This is a genomic window from Alicyclobacillus suci (assembly GCF_017329615.1).
GTDB lineage: Bacteria > Bacillota > Bacilli > Alicyclobacillales > Alicyclobacillaceae > Alicyclobacillus > Alicyclobacillus suci.
Window position 1 is genome coordinate 73,878 of sequence record NZ_JAFMTW010000013.1, and the last position, 19,999, is coordinate 93,876.

The following is a 19,999-nucleotide window of genomic DNA, read 5'->3' on the forward strand; positions in this document are numbered from 1 at the left end:
GGTGAACCCTCCTCCATCCTTGTGCACAAAGAGAACCGCTCATCGCAGTCATGCGGATGAACGGTTCTGCATATGCCCCTTGACGCGTACGCACGAACCCAAGTGACGGTGTGCCATCCTATTAAACGACTGGGAACCAGCCCGGCGTGTTGATAATCGCCTGCCAAAGCGGCTCAGGTATCACCAAGGTTTCGCGGTCATTCTTCGACAGCGTGGTTCGGATTTCGGACGTACGTCCCTGCTCCACCTTTGCTACCCAATCCGGTTCCATGATAAGCTCGCGACCGAGTGCAATAAGGGGCACCCCTGTCTCCAATGCCGCTCGTGCTTCGTCGGGTGTATGTATTGATCCGACCCCTATCAAAGGCACCCGCTCACCCACTTGCCGTTGAATCAGTGCCAACCGGGTCTGTGACGTATCTGCACCCGTATGTGGCTTCGACCAAAAGTCCATCAACGAGACGTGTAGATAATCGAGTGGCTGATCTGCCAATTTATCAACCAACGCTAGCGTATCATCCATGGTGATGCCTGGCGTTGTCGGCTCCTCTGGAGAAAACCGGTAACCAACCAAAAACGGCCGATTTGCGTGCTCACGAACCACCCGCGTCACTTCATCGACAATCGCCAATGGGAAGGCCATACGCTTTTCCAGACTGCCACCCCACTCGTCGGTACGACGGTTGGAATGCGGTGAAAAAAACTGCTGTATCAAATAACCATTGGCGCCGTGAATCTCGACCCCATCGTATCCAGCCTCGATAGCACGTCGCGTGGCCTCGCCAAACGCGGTCACAATATCGCGAATCTCCGCGTCCTCTAGCGCTCTCGGGACAACCGCACCGGCTGCCTCATTCGCCACGGCACTGGCGCTGACGACGTCGCCATTGGGCACCAGTTCTGGTGGGCAACTGCGGCCGCCGTGGAAAATCTGCAGCACCGCCTTCGCGCCCTTCGCCTGAATCGCTTGCGCGAGGCGCCGCAAACTGGGAATCATCTCATCCCGATGTGCCCCAAATTCGCCATGGAATCCCTTGCCGTTTTCCGTCACGTTCGCGCAGGCTGTAATGACCATACCGACGCCGCCCGACCGACGAGCGTAATATGCCACTTCATCATCCGACACCGTACCGTCGTCGTGGGACGAAAAATTGGTCATCGGCGCCATGACCATTCGATTCTTAACCTCCACGCCACTTCGCAGCGTGATCGAATGAAATAGCGGTTGATACACTGAATTCACTACACTTCGCTCCTTGTCAAAAGGCAAGTTTCTCTCTCATCATGCCCCCGAATGGCACTCCTCTACCATCCTACTAGTTACAAAAAGGAAGTGCAAATCCCGGACGCACACAAAAAACCACAGCCCATTTAGAGAGGCTGTGGTCTATTTCGAAGAGATTATGGTATGCCACAATCAGACAAACGCGTCTTATCATCCATCACGACGGAACGACTGCCGCATCCAATCAGATACCACTCGTCGATTAGTCGAGGTTAATCCACACATCCTTCACTTCCGTATAGTTGTTCAACGCATAAGATCCCATCTCGCGCCCGATACCAGATTGCTTGTATCCGCCAAACGGCGCCGCCGCGTCAAAGGCGTTGTAACAGTTCACCCACACCGTTCCGGCCTTGAGCTTGCTGGCCACGTAGTGTGCACTGCGTACGTTTTCCGTCCACAATCCAGCCGCCAATCCATACTCGCTGTTATTGGCGCGGCGAATCACTTCGTCGAGGTCTTCAAACGGCATCGCCGCCACGACAGGCCCAAAGATCTCCTCTTTGGCAATCGCCATATCATCTTGTACATTAGCAAAAATCGTCGGCGATACAAAGTACCCTCGGTCGAACGGCCGTTGCCCACCTACGAGTAGCTCAGCACCGTCGTTCAAACCACTGTCGATGTACCCCAACACCTTGTTCTGCTGCTCGTCGGAGACCAGCGGCCCCATTTCCGTGTCCGCTTCGAGGCCATTGCCTTGGCGAATATTCTTCGCCAATGACACCAAGTCCGCAACGACGTTGTCGTACGATTTTTTCTGAATAAAAAGCCGCGATCCGGCGCAGCAAACCTGCCCCTGGTTAAACATTATCCCCATCAGGGCGCCCGGAATCGCGCGCGACAAATCGGCGTCGGGCAGAATAATATTTGGCGACTTGCCGCCGAGTTCCAGCGTCACGCGCTTCAGCGAGTCCGCCGCCTGACGCATAATCAACTTCCCAACCTCCGTCGATCCCGTGAAGGCCACCTTGTTCACCTGTGGGTGGTTGACGAGCGGCGCCCCAGCCGTTTCGCCAAAACCAGGAACCACGTTCACGACGCCGTCGGGGAACCCGGCTTCCTGTACCAATGACGCGAGGTACAAAGCTGACAAGGGTGTCTGCTCAGCTGGCTTGAGCACGATGGTACATCCCATCGCGAGTGCCGCGCCCATCTTCCATGCGGCCATCAAAAGCGGGAAGTTCCAGGGGATAATCTGCCCCACGACACCGACTGGCTCGTGACGCGTGTAATTGAAAAAGTTTCCACTTACAGGAATCGTCTGCCCGACGATTTTTGAAGCCCAACCTGCGTAATATCGAAAATGTTCAATGGCGAGTGGCACGTCTGCATTCGTCGTCTCCCGAATGGGCTTACCGTTATCTAGCGTGTCAATCTGAGCCAATTCCTCTTTATGTGCTTCCATTAAATCCGCTAGTTTATACAGAAGCCGCCCGCGTTCGGCACCGCTCATGGTCGACCATGGGCCCTCGTCAAACGCACGGCGGGCAGCAGCCACAGCGCGATTGATATCCTCGGCCTCAGCCTCAGACACAACCGCCAGCACTTCGCCCGTTGCTGGATTTACCGTTTCAAATGTCTTTCCTGATGCAGAAGGTACGAACTTCCCATCGATGAACAGTTCCTTGGTCCCACGGAGAAACGCAACGACATTGTCATGAACGTGTAACTGGTTTACCGCCATTCAACTTAGCCCTCCTTGGTTCTAAAGTAAAGTGTTCGAAAGACCTGTGGAAATCGCTTTCATAACCATCATAGGCATTTTCAAATTGTGGGTCAATTGAGAATTTTGTCGATTTCATAACGGTTTTGATGAAATCTGTCGTACGCGCGAAACAAGCTGTTACATTGCAGTTGGATGATACAAGTAGCACTCCATCATGCAATTTCGTAAAATGGTAAATGTCAAATCATTCAGGAGGATAATGTCGATAATGACCGAAAAGACCACAGCAGCTTATGGCAGTTGGAAATCCCCTATCACATCCGACTTGATTGTACAGGGGACTACGCCCGTCGTCAGTGCATCGTTTCACGACGGTGTGCTTTATTTTATCGAAGCAAGACCTGCAGAAAAGGGACGCAATACGATACTTGCACTCGGTGCCAATCAGGAAGTTCGAGAGTTAACCAAAGCCCCATATAACGTCCGCACACGCGTTCACGAATATGGTGGTGCGCCATACGTCGTCCACCAAGGCGAAGTTATCTTCTCAAACTTTGCCGACAACTTCCTCTATCGACGCGCGGCAGATGGTCAGATTTCAGCCATCACTTCAAATTCGAACCACCGCTATGCCGACGGTGTCGCCCATCCAACCAGTGGGCGGTTGTTCTTCGTGCGCGAAGATCATACCCAATCTTCCATTCAAGCCGAGACTACACTCGTCAGCATGAACCTCGATGGCAGCGACGAGCGCGTCATCGTCCAAGGTAACGACTTCTATTCCAATCCGCGCTTAAGCCCGGATGGCACAAAACTCGCCTGGCTGACCTGGAATCATCCCAACATGCCTTGGGATGAGACAAGACTTTGGATTGGCGACGTAACCGCGGATGGCAGCGTCACAAACGCCATCCAAGTCGCAGGGGGTAACGGCGAATCAATCATCCAACCGAAGTGGTCCCCCAGTGGTCAACTCTACTATGTATCAGACCAGTCGAACTGGTGGAACTTGTACCGCCTAAAAGCGGGACAAGCAAAAGCCCTCTGCCCGATGGACGCTGAATTTGGCGTGCCCAGCTGGCAGTTCGGCTTCTCCAACTACGATTTTTTAGATGACTCGACTATCCTCGCGACCTACACGCAAAACGGTACCTGGTACTTGGCGAAAATCGATGTGAACAAGGGTAAACTGACCGTCATTGACACCCCCTACACCTCCTTTTCGTCAATCCACACAAACCGCCATTCCAACCATCACGATGCGGTGTTCATCGCCGCGTCACCAACGACGTTCCCGAGCGTCGTCCGCTTTGATGTAAGAAACAACACCGCAAATGTCGTGCGCGCCTCTGGAAATCTGTCCATCGACACCGCCTACCTGTCCATCCCAGAGGCCATCGAGTTCCCAACCGAGGGAAGGAAAACGGCGCACGCCATCTATTACCGACCAAACAATCGCGATTACCAAGCGCCGACAAACGAAAAACCGCCGCTCCTCGTGCACGTGCACGGCGGACCGACATCCGCCTCGTCACCAGTCTTAAACTTATCCACGCAATACTGGACGAGCCGCGGATTTGCAGTAATTGACGTAAACTACGGCGGATCCACCGGATACGGCCGCGAGTACCGGAATCGTTTAAAAGGCAGCTGGGGTATTGTCGATGTCCAGGACACCGCGAACGCAGTGCGCTACCTCATTGACAAGGGCGAAGTTGACCCACAACGTGTCGCCATTGCCGGCGGCAGCGCAGGCGGCTACACGACGCTCGCGTCACTTGTGTTCACAGACGTCTACGCGGCAGGCGCAAGCCACTTTGGTTTAAGTGAACTAGAAATCTTTGCCCAAGAAACGCACAAATTTGAGTCACGCTACATGGACGGCCTGATTGGACCCTATCCAGAGGCCAAGGACGTGTACTACAAACGCTCCCCCATCAACTTCACGGACCAATTGTCTTGCCCGGTCATTTTCTTTCAGGGATTGGACGACAAAATTGTCCCGCCCAATCAGGCCGAGTTGATGGTTGATGCACTCAAGAAAAAAGGACTGCCAGTCGCCTACGTCGCATTCGAAGGTGAGGGCCACGGGTTCCGCATGGCGCAGAACATCAAGCGTTCACTCGATGGTGAATTCTATTTCTACAGCCAAGTCTTTGGTTTCACACCTGCAGATGAGATTCCGCCCGTCCACATTGACAACCTGTAAACATCCCCATTACAATCGCCCTCGGTCGCGCGAAGAGGCTGGCGAACACCAGCCTCTCACCGGCGCGTAATTCAGCATACACCAGCCCACTTCTCCCCATCCATAAGCGATTTTCTATCCGGATGAACCTATGTTACGATGCATCAGTAACAAATCCATATCAGGTATCATAACGGAACTGAATTATGGCAAGAGAGGGGATATGCAACACAATGAACACCATGAATCCCACATCCGCAAATCCCGTCCCGCGCCGTGGCAACATGGCACTGTACGCGTTGACGGTCGGCGCATTTGGGATTGGCATGACCGAGTTTATCATCATGGGGCTACTGCCAAACGTGGCAGACAACCTCCACGTCACAATCCCTGCGGCCGGATTGCTCATCACAAGCTACGCGCTAGGCGTGGCTATCGGAGCGCCCATCCTGACCGTCGCCACACACAAAATGCCACGCAAAGCACTTCTACTGATGTTGATGGGCATTTTCATTGTCGGCAACGGGCTGTCCGCACTGGCACCGAGCTATTCCGTCCTCATGGTGGCGCGGGTGATTGCGGCATTGGCACATGGCTCCTTTTTCGGTGTCGGATCCGTCGTCGCCTCCGAATTGGTTCCAAAAGAACGGCGCGCCGCTGCCATCGCGACCATGTTCACGGGACTCACGCTCGCGAACATCCTCGGTGTGCCCATCGGGACATTTCTCGGGCAGCACTACGGGTGGAGATCGACATTTTGGCTCATCACAGCCCTTGGCTTTGTTGCACTCTTAGGGATTATTCAGCTCGTTCCGCGCGTCGAAGCGGCAACTTCGAGCCTGAAACAGGAACTATCCGTACTGCGGAGTCCGCGCGTGATTGTCGCCTTGTGTATGACCGTCTTTGGCTTTGGCGGCGTCTTCACCGCGTTCACGTATATTACGCCCATCCTTGAGAACATCACGAAGTTCTCGCCTGACATGGTATCTGTCATCCTCGTCATCTTCGGCGTCGGCATCACTGTGGGGAATATCTACGGCGGAAAACTCGCAGACAAAAAACTGATGCCGTCCCTGACGGGTATTCTCATTTTACTCGCCATCATTCTAGCAGTGTTTAGCATCACCGATGAGTTCAAGCCGCTCGCCATCTTGACCATCCTCGTGTGGGGGGCTGCCGCCTTCGGCATTGTTCCAGGATTGCAAGTGCGCACGCTCAACGTGGCGAAGGCAGCCCCGACTGTCGCTTCAGCACTCAACATCGCCGCGTTCAATCTCGGCAATGCGGGCGGCGCCTTTCTTGGCGGCGTGATTATCAGCGGCATCAGCCTTCGCGCCGTGCCTATTGCCGCCGCACTGATTACCGTCGTCGGCATTCTCCTGGCGCTCGTCAGCATGCTCCAGGACAGAGCGCATCGCGCCAAGCTGAAGGCCTAATGTTGTAGTGATGGGGCATGCAGCAATGTAAAACAAAGACGAACGCGGCGTTCAAATCCACCGCGTTCGTCCTTCATCAAATCTATAAAACGCTCCATTTCAATTACAAGTCCAGGTGCCTTGCACTTTGTTCATCAAGAATTACGGTAACGTCCTTATGAAGTTGTAAAATGCTCGCCGGAACATCTGTACGAATTCCATCGTTCAAGGCTTCACGGATAATTTCAGCCTTCTGCGCTCCGAACGCCAAGAGAATGATTTGTTTCGCTTGCAAAATCGATTGCACGCCCATTGTGATGGCCTGCCGAGGAACTTCCTCTTCATTTTGAAAAAATCGCGCATTCATCTTAATCGTTTCCGCTGACAAGTTTACGACGTGTGTCCCTGTAATCAGCGTATGACTAGGTTCGTTAAACCCAATATGCCCGTTTACACCAATACCCAATATTTGAATATCAATCGGGTTTTTTCGTATCACTGCGTTATATCGTTCGCATTCTGCTCTTAGATCCGATGCGATTCCATTCGGTAAATGCGTGGATTCTACGGGAATCCCGACTTTTGAAAACAGATGCTCATTCATGAACGCATGATAACTTTGCGGATGGTCAGGTGCAAGGCCGATATATTCGTCTAAGTTCAGTGTCGTGACATGGGAAACATCCAACCCACAACGAACCAAATTCACAAATGCTTCATAGACAGGGATAACCGTTCCGCCCGTCGCCAAGCCGAGGACGGGTCGCTCCTTCGAGGTAACCACTCGTTCCAATATCGACGCAGCATAGATGCCTGCATCGGAAGGCGTACGAAACACTCGAATATTCATGTTCTCTCCTCCATCTTCGCATCTTCTCCTGATGAGATTATCATCGTTAATCTATAAATTCGTGTTTACCAGTTTTTGCTGATGGTGTTACATAAACCTCCTGAATGACTTTTTCCCCAAAAGGCCATTCCTTCTTCCGATATGCCCAAATCAAAAAAGCGATGATACCGAAGGCAGTCCAAATTATCGCTAGGCGGATGGCCGCCCAGCCAGCTGAGTAAAACACGTAAGCCCATCCAATGAAAGCGAGCATACTCGGAACCGGGTACAGCCATTGACGAAATGGTCGTTTCAAATTCGGTTGCCGTTTCCTGAGAACCGTTAAAGCGACAATTTGCCCCATAAATTGGATCACGATTGCCATCGCCATCAACGCATTAATGATTGTGGTTAGGTTAAAGAAACAGCAGATAGCCATGATGGTACCCATCACGAGCAGACTCACATGCGGGAAATTCAGTTTCGGATGCAACTTAGCAAAGGATTTAAAGAACAGACCGTCACGCGCCGCGTTATAAGGAAGTCGAGAGGCCCCAAGCAGACCTGCGTACACAGATGCAAAACAAGTCCAGATAATTAACAAGGTGATCATAATCGCACCAGGCCGTCCCCAAACGCTTTGAACCAACTGCGTACCGATATCAGTACTCTTCATCGCCGTCTGCCACGGGATGTTTCCGATGATGCCGATGTTCATGCTGAGATCGATTATGGCAACGAATAGAATCGCCATGAGAATCGCACGAGGAATCGTCTTACCGGGATTGGAAACCTCATCTCCAAGGTACGACGCCGTGTAGTAGCCCAGGTAGTCGTAAATCGAAAGCAACATTCCACTCCCAAGACCTAGCAAAAATTTCGACGGCGCAAATGCATTCGGCGGAAACGAGAAAGCGACATGCGCATTAAAATGTGTCGAAGCAGCAATAATCACCATCACGACCGTGAGGATGACACCTATCCACAACACAGTGGTCAACTTTGCGACAGAATGAATTCGCCGCCAGAGCAGCGCTATGGTAATAATCGTAATAAAGACCGCGACGAGTTTCGACTCAAGTCCCGTCATATGCGGAAAAAAGTATCCCAGGTACTGCGTCAGACCAATGGCACCCGTGGACATGATGAGCGGTGTGACGATAATCGTAGACCAAATAAAGAGAAATGGCATCAGTTTGCCCGACCGATATTGGAACGCTTCCCGCAAATACACGTATGTCCCGCCTTCACCGGGCATTGCGGATCCTAATTCACTCCAGACCAATCCATCCAGTGCCGCTAGAATGGCGCCTGTCATCCAACCAAATACAGCCTGAGGGCCACCCATTTCCTGCAAAATAATCGGTATCGTAATAAATGGGCCAGCGCCCATCATCTGTGACATATTCGTGGCCGTGGCTTGAAACAGACCAATGCCACGTTCCAATCTTTGTCCTTCTCGCTGAGCCATCAAACTTCACCTCATGAATACGAATTAAACCTGCGTTCCGTACATATCAAAAATGGGACTTGCTGCTGCGCCATAAGCGCCTGCCAGCTCCCCTAACTGCGCTAACGCCAGATTCGTTCGAATCGGCATAATTTGTTTCAAACGCCGATCAATTTCCGTGAGAAACGTATCCCCACCCTGCATCACGCCGCCACCCAAAATAATCTTGCCCGGATTGACCAAGGCAACCATATGTGACAACGCAAAAGCCAAATACTTCACCGTTCTATCTACAATAAATTGACCCAATTCATCGCCCAGACGGGCAGCTTCGAACACCGATTCCGCCTGAATTTCTCCACGTTTCAATCGAGAATTCGGAAATTCACTCAAGTGCGCTTTTGCCTCGTTTCGCATACCCGTTCCCGATGCCAACTTCTCTAGAGCCCCAAATTCGGCGACGTCACTTTGAAGATTTGTGAAAGGATCTACTGGGACATATCCAACCTCCCCAGCATACCCCGCAACACCGCGATGAATTTGTCCGCCTATCATTAACGCGGCCCCAATGCCGGTGCCGATGCCCACAAAAATCACGTCCTCGTCTTCACCACCCGCACCCATCCACATTTCACCGAGAAGCGCCATATTGACATCGTTGTCAACGATAATTGGCTCGGGCAAATACGTGCGAAACGCTTCCTTGAGATTGACGTTGATCCAATTTAGCCCCGGTGCAGCGATGACAGTCCCCTGCGCATGATTGACGAGACCTGGTGCCCCAATTCCGGAACCCACAATTTTGTCCCATGAAACACCCGACTGCTCAAGAAAAGCTTGGGCCTCGTTGCGCAAATGATCTACGATATCCCGCCCAGCGCCATGCGATGGAATCTTTCGCTGAGCGATAACAGTCCCACTTAAATCCGTCATCATCAACATCGTCTTTGTCCCACCGATGTCCATTCCAAACGAATAGCGGGCTGTTGGAACAAACTCTAATCGAACGGACGGACGCCCACCCTTCGCCGTTGAGTTTCCAGTACCTATCTCGCGAACAAACCCTTCTTCAATTAAAGAATCGACGATTTCGGAGACGACCGACCGGCTAAGCCCCAAGCGCTTTGCGATGTCCGCTCTTGAAATGGGGTGATTCAATCGCACCTCCTTCAACACGTTTGCTCGATTCACATTGCGCACGACTGTCCCCATTCGCATTTCTCCACACTCCCAATCCGGTTTGTTTGTTCTTATACCAAACAAACTGTTTTTGATTTATTGTATAGCTAAACCGACGATATGTAAACGCATTCAAATGTGAATTTAGGCGAATGCTAGATGTAGCATGAACTGCGCACAACCAGGGTATTCGGGCCATGACATACCATGAAGCAACATCGGGACTATCTACCGCCGAAAAAATAAAGACGAACGCAGCATTTCCATATGCTGCGTTCGTCTTCATCGTTCATTGACTAGAAATAGACCACCCTCGTCGCTGTGCTCCTAGTTTTCCACTAGGACTGGCATTTACCCCAGCTTCACGTCACCACTGGAATCTTGCAGCGGCGACTTGCAAGTCTCCTGCCATCTGGCTCATCGTCGAGGCACTCCTCGACACTTCCTCCATCATCGACAACTGTTCCTCGCTAGACGCGGCGACGGTCTCAATCGCCTCCGATTGCGAAGATGAAATCGCGACCAACGACTGCATGAACTCGTCCACCGTTCCGGCTTGTTCACTAATTCCTTCCGCCGCCGCGTGGACGTTTTGCACGCGTTGTTCCAAGTCGTGAATATCCTCGACAATCGACAAAAACGACTGCTCCGTAGCCGTGACGGCCCGCGCCCCCTCCGACACGTTGGCGGCGACTGACTCAATCGAAGACACAGACGCCTTTGCGTGCTGTTCCATCTCTACGACGACGCCGTGTATCCGTTCCGAGTCATCGCTCGCCTGTTCGGCCAACTTGCGAACCTGCCCTGCTACAACGGCGAAACCGCGACCCGCGTCCCCCGCACGCGCAGCTTCAATCGCCGCATTGAGCGCAAGCAAATTCGTTTGTTCCGCAATGGAGCGAATGGCCTGACTTGTCGACATAACCTGCGAAGCCCAATGTGCCAACTCCTTCGCACGCTGCGATAATTCTTGTACCTCCCGTTCAATGTCGCCCATGCGCCGTGTGGTGCCAGCCATTTCATCCTTTCCCGATTGCGCCTTGGAGAGCATGACCTGCGACAGCTTACTCGTATCCAAGGACATCTCTTGAATCTGACGAACGGTTGCGAGTGTTTGCGCCATGGCTGCCTGCGTCTTTTGCGTCAGTTGGTGCTGCGTCTCGACAGCCCCTGCCATATCCATCACCACAGAGGCGTTTTGCTTCGACGCCAAACTCGTCTCACTGGCACCCGTTCGCAGCGACGATGAAGAGTCCGCCAAATCGTTGGAAACCTGTTTGAGTTGCACGAGAATGTCGCGGATGCTCCGCTTTGCATCTTGGAGTGCCCGAACGACCAACACCAAATCCGTTCGCCCAGCAACCTGCACGCCATGGTCTCCCAAGTCGCCGCGCTGAAGTTGCATCACTTCGTGATACAAGATGCGAATTGGCCGAAATAATACGCGAAAACGCCATTGTACTAAGAGCGCAAGCACAACAATCAGCAGAATCACGCCAATGAGACTCGCCTCTAACCAAGTGGCATGCATTCGCGCTGCCATCCGCCACAAAATCAAATCCGCCAAAATCGCCCCCGCCGATGCCCCTAGCCAGTAACATGTGACTTCTCCCCGCAACTGACGCAAAAATGGCACATGCATTTCACGGCCACCGGATGCCGCAGTCGGCGGTTTACTGTGGCCCTCCGGGTTACGCCCGCCTGCCGGTGGTGCGGCCTTTGACTGCAATGATTTCAATGTCGTCTCCATCGTCGTCCATCCTCTCAGCACCCAACACTACACGATGATTTCACAGCGAATAAATTCCAATCTCAGACTAGCAAGATTCACCACGATTCGACAGATGCAGATGGACTAGTAGAAATAGACTACAAAAGGCTTGCGGCAGCGACCCATGCGCTGTAGAATAACTCTCAACAAGAAAGTGGAACATATGTTCGTATAAAATTCTCTAGTTCACGAAATCAGGTGAAAGCATGCGCAAGCCGCCCGTATTTGAGTCGATTACACCAAAACAGGTGATGAATAAAGTCACCGCACCAGAGATGCCCTTCCAGTGGTCCATCAATCCCTATCGCGGATGCACGCACGGTTGCAGTTTCTGTTACGCGCGCGTCACGCACACGTACATGGGCCTCGCCGCAGACGATACATTCCGTCACCATGTCTTCGTCAAGGAAAATGCTTCCGATGTGTTAAACGCACAACTTCGTCGCAAACTTAAACATCACCAAGGAGATTACGCAAGACTCCAAAAGGACATTGGTCTCGTGAACATCGGTACCGCGACAGATCCCTATCAGCCCATCGAAGCACATAAGCGTGAGACGCGTAAATGCCTTGAGGTGCTTGCGCACTACGGTATTCAAACATCCATCACGACCCGCTCGCCCCTTATCCGTCGCGATATCGACATCTTGAAACAGATGAATATCCAGTCCATCCATCTCAGTGTCAATACATTGGACAAATCGGTTTGGCGAAACCTCGAACCGGCAACGCCAGCGCCGCAGAAACGGCTCGAAACCATCCAAACATTGGCGGATGCAGGTCTCCCTGTCGGTATCCTGCTTGCCCCTATCATCCCGCACCTGACGGATTCACGCGAACAATTACATGACGTCATTCGTCTCGCGATTCATCACGGTGCGCATTTTATTATTCCGTCGGTTCTTCGCCTGAGCGGGGAGGTAAAGACGTGGTTCTTGCAGACCATCCAACGACACTACCCCGAACTTGTCGGGAAATACCAGCGTCTATATCAAGGCGCCTATGCCCCACAGTCGTATGTGTGGCCTCTGATGGATTCCGTGCATGCCATGCTAGACGAACAGCAGATGACGACAGACATTCCAGCGCGTCCTCTCTCCCGTTACAATACAGGGCAGGAAGACACACGTTCGTCCGAGAATGGTGCATTGACCGATATTTCGTGTGTAAATAGAGACGAAATGCTCTCGCAGAGCGTACAATTAACGCTCCCCATCTAATCACTGAACAATGCCTGATGTCCCTTACGGGGCCCATTCATCCAAAAGTCCGTTACCGTCATTTGCGTTCTAGATAACTCATTTATTTTGCCGCCAATACCAGTCATAGTGGAATTGTCGTTCGCAAGGTTCACACCACTTTTCCCATTGCGAAGTCGTCTTTTTTATGAATCGAGTGTCAGAGAACCACGTTGAAACTATCGCTCGCCACCCCCGCAATGATACAAATTACCCGAAGGTTGGGATTTTCGCGCAACGCGCCAAGTCACGTCCGAACCGCCTTGGGGTCTCACGTTGCAAGATACGCGATGTCAAAGTACTATCTCTGACTGCAAAAAGCTCCTCATCCCGAAGCAGTCAATTTTGAACCCGTGCCAGCCCGATGGCCAAGTACTTCCAAAGGATATTTTCAACGTTGTCAGCTTGGTCTTCCCGACACTCAACAATTAAAATCACTTGCGGATTCTTGCCCCGCAGAAGACGTTTGCGCTTTTTTATCACCTTATTGATAAATAAATCAATAAAAAACCCAATCAAAAAACCGCTTCCCGCGGTAATAAGCCCCCAATAAATCGGTCCCCATTTGAGTGAAAACCCGATACTGGCTCCAACAACAGCAAACGCTGTCGCGAGGGCCGCACCGGTACTAAATAAAGTAACACCATCAGAATTATGCAGATTGTCGAGTAGTTTTCGGTCTACCTTTCGATTCGTTAACGGCACGGCAAAAATGTGCTGCTTTTGAATGCCTGCAAGTTCCAACGCGCTAATCGCCAATTCCAGCTTGAGTGAATGCTCGAAAGTCGACATAATTTGCATCATTCCGCTATCACTTGTCCCTTTTTAATGGTAAAACTGTGGCTCTGATAGTTTTTACGAAGAAAAGTTCTTTGCTCATATTCGAACAACTTGTTGTTTTCCACTGTATTGATGTACGAATCGTACGCGGCAAATCCCCATACGGAAGGCATGAACATCAACCATTCCGGGTTAAGCACAGCGGTTGACTTCTGTAAGTCGCCAAAAAATAGAAACTGCACAGCTTCGAGCAACCTGGATTGGTACAAAAATACAATCCCCCACGCCAGAGAGAAAAAAGCCATTAACACACGATGAATGTGTAGCTGCCCGAGCCCCGGCATAAAGAGTGACCACAAGACCGACATAATGGGATTCCTTTTGTCCAAATAATTAATTTCAGCTGATCCGACCGTATAGGAGTTAAATGGCGCATCCTCTCGTTCAGCGAGCAAGTACACATTATTCATATCTACACACGTTCGATAACTGTCCCAGATACCAAATACAAAGACAGGGATATACATCAACATCCATCTGGGATGTAAATCTGTCTTTACAAGTTCAAACTTGCCCTCGAACGAGTGCACCATCGCCGTGTTGATATCTGCTTGAACGTTGACAACCACTTCCCAAATAAACAAAATATAGCCTCGCAAATACTTACTCAACAGCAGATGGCCAAACCCGGGAAATGCCGCAGACCACCAAGCAATAATATAAGGATTGCGCAAGTGCAGTTGCGTCGTGCCAAGCACACTGACATGTGCTTTGTAACGCCGGTACTTATTAGATATATTACGAAAATTATCCACGGACACAACAACCTTTTAAGGATACATTTTCAAGGCCCCATACAGGTATTGTGTCACTCTTGAAAATCAATATTCACAATCATGAATAATCCGCAAGTCCCTACGGAAGTAATCCCGACTGGGTTAGGAAATTCTTTGCCACCGTTGCCGGGCTCATGCCCTCGACATCGACCTCGTAATTCATTTTCCGCATTTCACTGTCCGTGATTTTTCCTGACAGTTGATCTAAAACCGGTACAATCTGTGGATATTCTTGAACAGTATCTTGTCGCAGTAAGGGTGCCCCTTGATACGGTGGAAAGAAGTGCTCATTATCCTGCAAGACAACCAACCTGAATGGTGGAAAATTCGGGATCAAACCCTGCTTTCACATCCTGTTGAACACGTGCCAGGTCAAAAATCGTTTTGAGGTGGTATTTGTCAGCGAAACTTTGCGTCACCGCGAGTGCGTATGTGTCGTTAAACTGCGTTGGGTCTAACAAATCCATCTTAAATTTTTTCGCCATACCCGCTTTTGCTTGCTGATAAACCGATGCGGAATTTGTACTTTTCGGAGTTTCTTTTAACAGTTCAGTAATATCGGTTCCTGTAAATTCGTATCGTGCTCAATGAGCAGTGCGTACATGTTGTCGAGAAGATGCGTTCAAGCTGCCGCAGCAGAACATCGAAAACAATCGTGAGCAACGCCGTGGGAATGGCGCCGATAATAATCAGTAGATAATCGTCGCGGTTCGATTCCCCGCCAGAATCACTGGCATTGCCAACGGGAGTTCGACTTTGAGCAGCCGTTTTCGCGTGTTCATCCCCATGGCGCGTGCGGCTTCAATCAGAGAAGGGTCAACTTCCTTGATACCCGTGTACGTATTGCGTAAGAGGGGGAGCAAAGCATATGCCACAAGGGCGATGACTGCCGGTACCGTCCCGATTCCGAAGACAGGAAGAGGTATGGCAATAACCAATGAGAAAAAGAGGGCAATCAGCGAGATTTCAATATGCTGCAGCAACGCGCTCAAAAGCTGAGACTTCGTTTGTGAAAACGCGCGAACCAAATTATTCATTCCGCTGCCCTCCGACCCTCAAGTATTGCGACATGTACGAAAGTACATGCTGGCGATTGATAATCCCGATTGGATGCCCATCTTCCTCGACAGAGAGTGGTTCAAATCGGGATAGGTGTTCCAACACCTCGTCAAAAGGTGTTATGAGGGGTCCCAACCTGAACCAGTTCTCCCCCTTTCATCAAGCCAATCCAATCCCCCAGTTTCATCGCTTCTTGCATATCATGGGTGACAAAGACAATCGTTTTCTTGAGTTTCTGTTGGATTTCCAAAAGATCATCCTGTAATTTTTCTCTACTGAACGGATCGAGCGCACTAAAAGGTTCGTCCATCAGAAGGATTTCCGGATCCGCCGCAAGCGCCCGTATGACCCCCACACGTTGCTGTTGACCACCGGATAACGCACGCGGTTTACGGTTTCTGTAAACGTTTGGCTCCAATCCCACCATCGTCAGCAACTCATCCACCCGCGCAGCGATTCTTCGCTTATCCCAGCGCCGGAGTTCCGGTACGACAGCGATATTTTCGGCAATTGTCATATGGGGAAAAAGCGCAATTTGTTGAAGGACGTAACCAATATTCCAACGAAGTTCATCAATATCGTAGTCACTGATTAATCGGACCAATCAGCACAAAAAATTCTCCATCGTGAATTTGCAAATTAAGCGACCGCACAGCAAACCTGCCGCCTTCGTACTGTTTGGACACATGATCAAATCAGAATTCTATTTTGATAACGAGGTGACAGTAATGAAACAGAGACGATTCCTCGGCGCAGCAGCCGTCGCGACAACAACTCCGTATCTGCCTGTTGATCTGAACGCAGACGGCCAACCCTGTGGCAAAACTCAAAGTGGCAACGTCCCTCGTCTGGGCGAGGAACGTTGCCACTGCATCCCATTCTTTGGTTTAACATCGTGAACTACAAAACCGCATAGTCTTCATCCCGTTTGTCTGTAATCAACATGTGCCCCGGCGCGTGTGTGATCATCAGATCCGGCTTTACATGCATCGCGATAGCTTGCGGAGTGACACCACACGCCCAAAAGACAGGTACTTCATTCGGACGAATGGATACAACATCGCCAAAATCAGGTTTTGTAATGTCATCAATACCGATTGCGGCAGGGTCTCCAATATGGACAGGCGCACCGTGTACCGATGGGAATCGCGACGTCACTTGCACCGCACGAATGACGTCTTCATGCGCAATGGGCCGCATACTAACCACCATCGGCCCTTCGAAGCGACCAGCTTTCACAGTTTGAATATTTGTCTTATACATAGGTACGTTGCAGTGCTCATCGATATGTCGAATAGAAATCCCGTTGTTCATAAGCGGATATTCAAAGGTGAAGCTACAGCCTATCAGAAACGCGACCATGTCCTCTTCCCAATATTCCAGTATGTCATGGACTTCGTCTGTCAGTTCCCCATGACGATAAATTCGGTACTTTGGAAGATCCGTACGGACGTCTGCAGTAGGTGCCACGAGACGCGGTATCGGTGACCCTGGCTCCGTTACATCGAGAACCGGGCAGGGTTTCGGATTCCGCTGACAAAACAAAAGAAACTCGAAAGCTAAGTCCTTTTTCAAAATCGCCATGTTCGCTTGCGTATAACCACTGGCCATGCCTGCAGTTGGACCCGTCCATTCGTTACAACGAATTCTCCTTCGTGCCTCGGCAGGTGACAGTCTCTCTTCATCCATTCCACGTTCGTCCCCCTGACATCGTGTACGTATCCGTCATCTTCACAATGAATCAACCTGGATAACTCAAAATTGTGAAAGTTAATATACTTAATATTGTTCAACATTATTTATGTAGTGTATTATATTCTAAATTTAAAAAGTGAGAAAAGAGGTACTGAGTTGAGTGACCGCCCAATTGCTGCAAGCAAGCGCCCTGCGGGAATGAAAGCTGCGAGTATTTCCACGTTGATTGGCGCTGCATTTTTGATGGCGACATCGGCCATCGGACCTGGATTCCTGACGCAAACTGCAGTCTTCACGCAAACCTATGGCGTAAATTTCGCATTCGCTATCCTAGCATCCATCCTACTCGACATTGGAGCACAGATGAATACGTGGAGAGTCATCGGCTATACCGGGCTTCGAGGGCAAGAGATTGGTAACAAAGTCCTGCCCGGACTAGGTGTCTTGCTTTCGATTTTGATTGTCATTGGAGGACTTGCATTTAACATCGGCAACCTCGCCGGCGCGGGCCTCGGACTGAATGTGCTGTTCGGTTTGAATACGAAGTTGATGGCCACCGTCTCGGCACTCATTGCCATTCTCATCTTCCTATCGCGCAATGCCGGTCGCATTGTCGATCGCGTCGCACAAATTCTCGGCGGCATCATGATTATCTTGGTGATTGTCGTCATGGTCACCAGCCATCCTCCAGTCGGCAAAGCAGCGATTGCAAGTGTCCTGCCTGCGAGTTATGGCGTAATGATGCTCCCGATGATTACGCTCGTCGGCGGCACCGTAGGCGGTTATATCACATTCGCAGGCGGACACCGTTTAGTCGAGGCCGGCATCTCTGGTCAAGAACACCTCGGCCAAGTGACCAAGTCGTCACTTTCCGGCGTCATCATCACAGGGCTGATGCGCATCTTTCTGTTCCTCGCGATTCTTGGCGTCGTTTCGGCTGGACACGTGCTCGACAGCCAGAATCCACCCGCATCTGCATTCCGGTTCGCACTCGGTGTGGTAGGTTACAAGTTTTTCGGCATAGTCCTGTGGAGTGCGGCCATCACTTCCGTCATCGGGGCCGCCTATACAAGTGCCACCTTTCTACACGGATTTGGCCCTTGGTTTCGCGAGCACCAACGCACAATCATCATCGCATTTATTGTCTTCTCCACACTTGTATTCGATCTCTACGGTCAACCCGCCAAAGTCCTCGTGCTCGTCGGTGCATTAAATGGGTTAATTCTGCCGCTGACGCTGATTGTCATTCTCATCGCCGCGCGCAGCAGGCGAATCATGGGCGAGCAATACCAACATCCAGTTTGGCTATACGTGTTCGGCGTACTTGCATTCCTCGTGACACTTTATGCCGCGATTACCTCCATACATCAACTCCCTGGTTTGTAATCCACAAACTCAGGAGACATAACAAGTGTGCTAGTGATTCCCTTCGAGAGACAACGTATTAAATAGCGCATGACACAATCAGCACAGTACAACATTGCCGTGGACGATGAAATTTTGAAAGGCTTGTTCCCCGTCTGCGTAACGGAAACTTTTCCACAGAGCTGTTTGCCCGTTACCAACGTAGTGAACAAGCTCTGTTGCTTGCGCTGGTGGAGATGGTCGTCAACGGCGTGTCCACGAGGAAGATTACCGCGATTACGGAGGAGCTTTGTGGCGCATATGGAAAAGTACGGGAGATATTGGTGCGCTACTCATGGAAATCGACGAGAAATGGCAGTCGGGACACAAGTATCTCGACATGATGGAGTATTTCGCGTGGCGTGAGGAGCAACTGAAGAAAAACAAAGAGGCATCGAAAATTAGTCAAATAGGTTGACATAATTCAAATCTGCCGGTGGGCGGATTTGCTGCACTCCAAATCGCCTTTACGCATCAAGATATGTATTCTAAGGTCGGGGTAATGAGCGCCGCACTTTGGTCCGGGCCTCTCCCGCAATCTTTAAATTGGATTTACCCAACTTCAAAGGATAAGTTAGAACGTGATCCGATATCCATTGCGCATAAGATAAAGATATCAATACCGGTAGATATGATTGAAGGCAAGGAAGACCCATTTTTACGATTCTGATGTCTTTCTCTATAAGGAACTCAAATCACAATCTGCACCTGTTTCACTCACGCTGTATGCTGGTGCACACAATTATACTTTTTGGCGGCAGCATGCAAATCAGTTGTTGGATTTCTTTGGTTCATAGTTTTTTCAATATATCGATGCCGCTTGTGACCTCAATAAAACATCCATTCAAAATATATCCGTAACCTTTGACAGCCAGTAAGTATTTGGGGGTTCGGGTATTGCTCTCTAACTTTAGGCGAATCCGATAGACTGATAGATACACCATATGTTGAATATTTTCACTCGCATCACCCCACACATGATTCGCTAATTCTTTTTTGAAACTGGAGGTCCAATACTTTGGAGGGTGTAAAATATTTTGTGTAAACTCCCAACCCCAGTAAAATGGGAGTACAAGTTTGGGAGGACGTACACATGAGTTTGTTATCGAGAGAGCAGTTACGTCAGTTTATCAAGGAGAATGATTTCAAGTCACCCGAGGATATCCAGGCTGCGCTTAAAGAGGTTTTTGCCAGCACCATG

General features: G+C 50.5%; 16 protein-coding genes and 4 pseudogenes. 8 read left to right on the plus strand and 12 right to left on the minus strand.

All coding sequences use genetic code 11. The features are described 5' to 3' along the window. Nucleotides 1–121: 121 nt before the first annotated feature. Both J3482_RS08970 and J3482_RS08975 read right to left on the minus strand, forming a co-directional pair. On the minus strand, nucleotides 122–1,243 hold the full coding sequence (locus tag J3482_RS08970) for an NADH-dependent flavin oxidoreductase (protein WP_146822863.1): 1,122 nt from the start codon (nucleotides 1,241–1,243) through the stop codon (nucleotides 122–124). A 244-nt stretch (nucleotides 1,244–1,487) separates the two neighbouring features. Further along, complete coding sequence (locus J3482_RS08975; protein WP_146822861.1) at nucleotides 1,488–2,972, minus strand: aldehyde dehydrogenase family protein; 1,485 nt, start codon at nucleotides 2,970–2,972, stop codon at nucleotides 1,488–1,490. A gap of 250 nt (nucleotides 2,973–3,222) precedes the next feature. Between J3482_RS08975 and J3482_RS08980 the strand changes: the two genes are divergently transcribed. Both J3482_RS08980 and J3482_RS08985 read left to right on the plus strand, forming a co-directional pair. Continuing rightward, a complete protein-coding gene (locus J3482_RS08980; protein WP_206916850.1) occupies nucleotides 3,223–5,163 on the plus strand; it encodes a S9 family peptidase in 1,941 nt (646 codons plus the stop codon). 212 nt (nucleotides 5,164–5,375) lie between these two features. Further along, nucleotides 5,376–6,578, plus strand: coding sequence for an MFS transporter (locus J3482_RS08985; RefSeq protein ID WP_236018063.1), 1,203 nt, complete (start codon nucleotides 5,376–5,378; stop codon nucleotides 6,576–6,578). Between the two features lie 103 nt (nucleotides 6,579–6,681). Here the strand turns inward: J3482_RS08985 and nagB are convergent, their stop codons facing one another. The 4 genes from nagB to J3482_RS09005 all read right to left on the minus strand — a co-directional run bounded on the left by nagB (nucleotide 6,682) and on the right by J3482_RS09005 (nucleotide 11,765). Next, complete coding sequence (nagB, locus tag J3482_RS08990; protein ID WP_146822857.1) at nucleotides 6,682–7,407, minus strand: glucosamine-6-phosphate deaminase; 726 nt, start codon at nucleotides 7,405–7,407, stop codon at nucleotides 6,682–6,684. A gap of 46 nt (nucleotides 7,408–7,453) precedes the next feature. Next, a complete protein-coding gene (locus tag J3482_RS08995) occupies nucleotides 7,454–8,857 on the minus strand; it encodes an APC family permease (RefSeq protein ID WP_146822855.1) in 1,404 nt (467 codons plus the stop codon). A 24-nt stretch (nucleotides 8,858–8,881) separates the two neighbouring features. Continuing rightward, on the minus strand, nucleotides 8,882–10,054 hold the full coding sequence (locus tag J3482_RS09000; protein ID WP_206922290.1) for an ROK family transcriptional regulator: 1,173 nt from the start codon (nucleotides 10,052–10,054) through the stop codon (nucleotides 8,882–8,884). 328 nt (nucleotides 10,055–10,382) lie between these two features. After that, nucleotides 10,383–11,765 (minus strand): methyl-accepting chemotaxis protein, encoded by a 1,383-nt coding sequence (locus tag J3482_RS09005; protein ID WP_146822852.1) that lies wholly within the window; start codon nucleotides 11,763–11,765, stop codon nucleotides 10,383–10,385. Nucleotides 11,766–11,992: 227 nt separating this feature from the next. Between J3482_RS09005 and J3482_RS09010 the strand changes: the two genes are divergently transcribed. Together J3482_RS09010 and J3482_RS09015 are read left to right on the plus strand one after the other, a co-directional pair. Further along, a complete protein-coding gene (locus tag J3482_RS09010) occupies nucleotides 11,993–13,006 on the plus strand; it encodes an SPL family radical SAM protein (protein WP_206922291.1) in 1,014 nt (337 codons plus the stop codon). Nucleotides 13,007–13,148: 142 nt separating this feature from the next. Next, nucleotides 13,149–13,373, plus strand: a pseudogene (locus tag J3482_RS09015) (TrmO family methyltransferase domain-containing protein); the annotation flags it as partial. On the opposite strand, the gene J3482_RS09020 reads toward J3482_RS09015, so the two are convergent. From J3482_RS09020 to J3482_RS09035, 4 genes and pseudogenes are all read right to left on the minus strand, one after another. Next, complete coding sequence (locus J3482_RS09020; RefSeq protein ID WP_328702677.1) at nucleotides 13,364–13,828, minus strand: hypothetical protein; 465 nt, start codon at nucleotides 13,826–13,828, stop codon at nucleotides 13,364–13,366. The pseudogene J3482_RS09015 and the gene J3482_RS09020 sit on opposite strands and share 10 nt — an antisense overlap. Beyond that, on the minus strand, nucleotides 13,825–14,619 hold the full coding sequence (locus J3482_RS09025) for a hypothetical protein (RefSeq protein ID WP_206922292.1): 795 nt from the start codon (nucleotides 14,617–14,619) through the stop codon (nucleotides 13,825–13,827). The genes J3482_RS09020 and J3482_RS09025 overlap by 4 nt, the downstream gene beginning before the upstream one ends. Nucleotides 14,620–14,719: 100 nt before the next feature. After that, nucleotides 14,720–15,677: pseudogene (locus J3482_RS09030) on the minus strand (ABC transporter permease/substrate-binding protein). Nucleotides 15,678–15,823: 146 nt separating this feature from the next. Continuing rightward, nucleotides 15,824–16,385: pseudogene (locus J3482_RS09035) on the minus strand (ATP-binding cassette domain-containing protein); the annotation flags it as partial. A gap of 42 nt (nucleotides 16,386–16,427) precedes the next feature. On the opposite strand from J3482_RS09035, the gene J3482_RS09040 reads away from it, so the two are divergent. Continuing rightward, nucleotides 16,428–16,598, plus strand: coding sequence for a hypothetical protein (locus tag J3482_RS09040; protein ID WP_206922293.1), 171 nt, complete (start codon nucleotides 16,428–16,430; stop codon nucleotides 16,596–16,598). Nucleotide 16,599: 1 nt separating this feature from the next. Here J3482_RS09040 and J3482_RS09045 read toward each other — a convergent pair whose 3' ends face one another. Beyond that, the gene (locus tag J3482_RS09045; protein ID WP_206922294.1) at nucleotides 16,600–17,388 is read right to left on the minus strand and encodes a putative hydro-lyase; all 789 of its coding nucleotides are present in this window, start codon (nucleotides 17,386–17,388) and stop codon (nucleotides 16,600–16,602) included. 204 nt (nucleotides 17,389–17,592) lie between these two features. Between J3482_RS09045 and J3482_RS09050 the strand changes: the two genes are divergently transcribed. The 3 genes and pseudogenes from J3482_RS09050 to J3482_RS09060 all read left to right on the plus strand — a co-directional run bounded on the left by J3482_RS09050 (nucleotide 17,593) and on the right by J3482_RS09060 (nucleotide 19,216). Beyond that, entirely contained in the window at nucleotides 17,593–18,780 is a 1,188-nt protein-coding gene (locus J3482_RS09050) for an NRAMP family divalent metal transporter (RefSeq protein WP_146823057.1), read from the plus strand. A gap of 125 nt (nucleotides 18,781–18,905) precedes the next feature. Beyond that, a pseudogene (locus tag J3482_RS09055) lies at nucleotides 18,906–19,058 on the plus strand (transposase); the annotation flags it as partial. Next, entirely contained in the window at nucleotides 19,049–19,216 is a 168-nt protein-coding gene (locus J3482_RS09060) for a hypothetical protein (RefSeq protein WP_188332228.1), read from the plus strand. The pseudogene J3482_RS09055 and the gene J3482_RS09060, both read left to right, overlap by 10 nt. Nucleotides 19,217–19,589: 373 nt before the next feature. On the opposite strand, the gene J3482_RS21805 is transcribed toward J3482_RS09060, so the two are convergent. After that, complete coding sequence (locus J3482_RS21805; RefSeq protein WP_369123480.1) at nucleotides 19,590–19,904, minus strand: winged helix-turn-helix domain-containing protein; 315 nt, start codon at nucleotides 19,902–19,904, stop codon at nucleotides 19,590–19,592. Nucleotides 19,905–19,999: the final 95 nt, after the last annotated feature.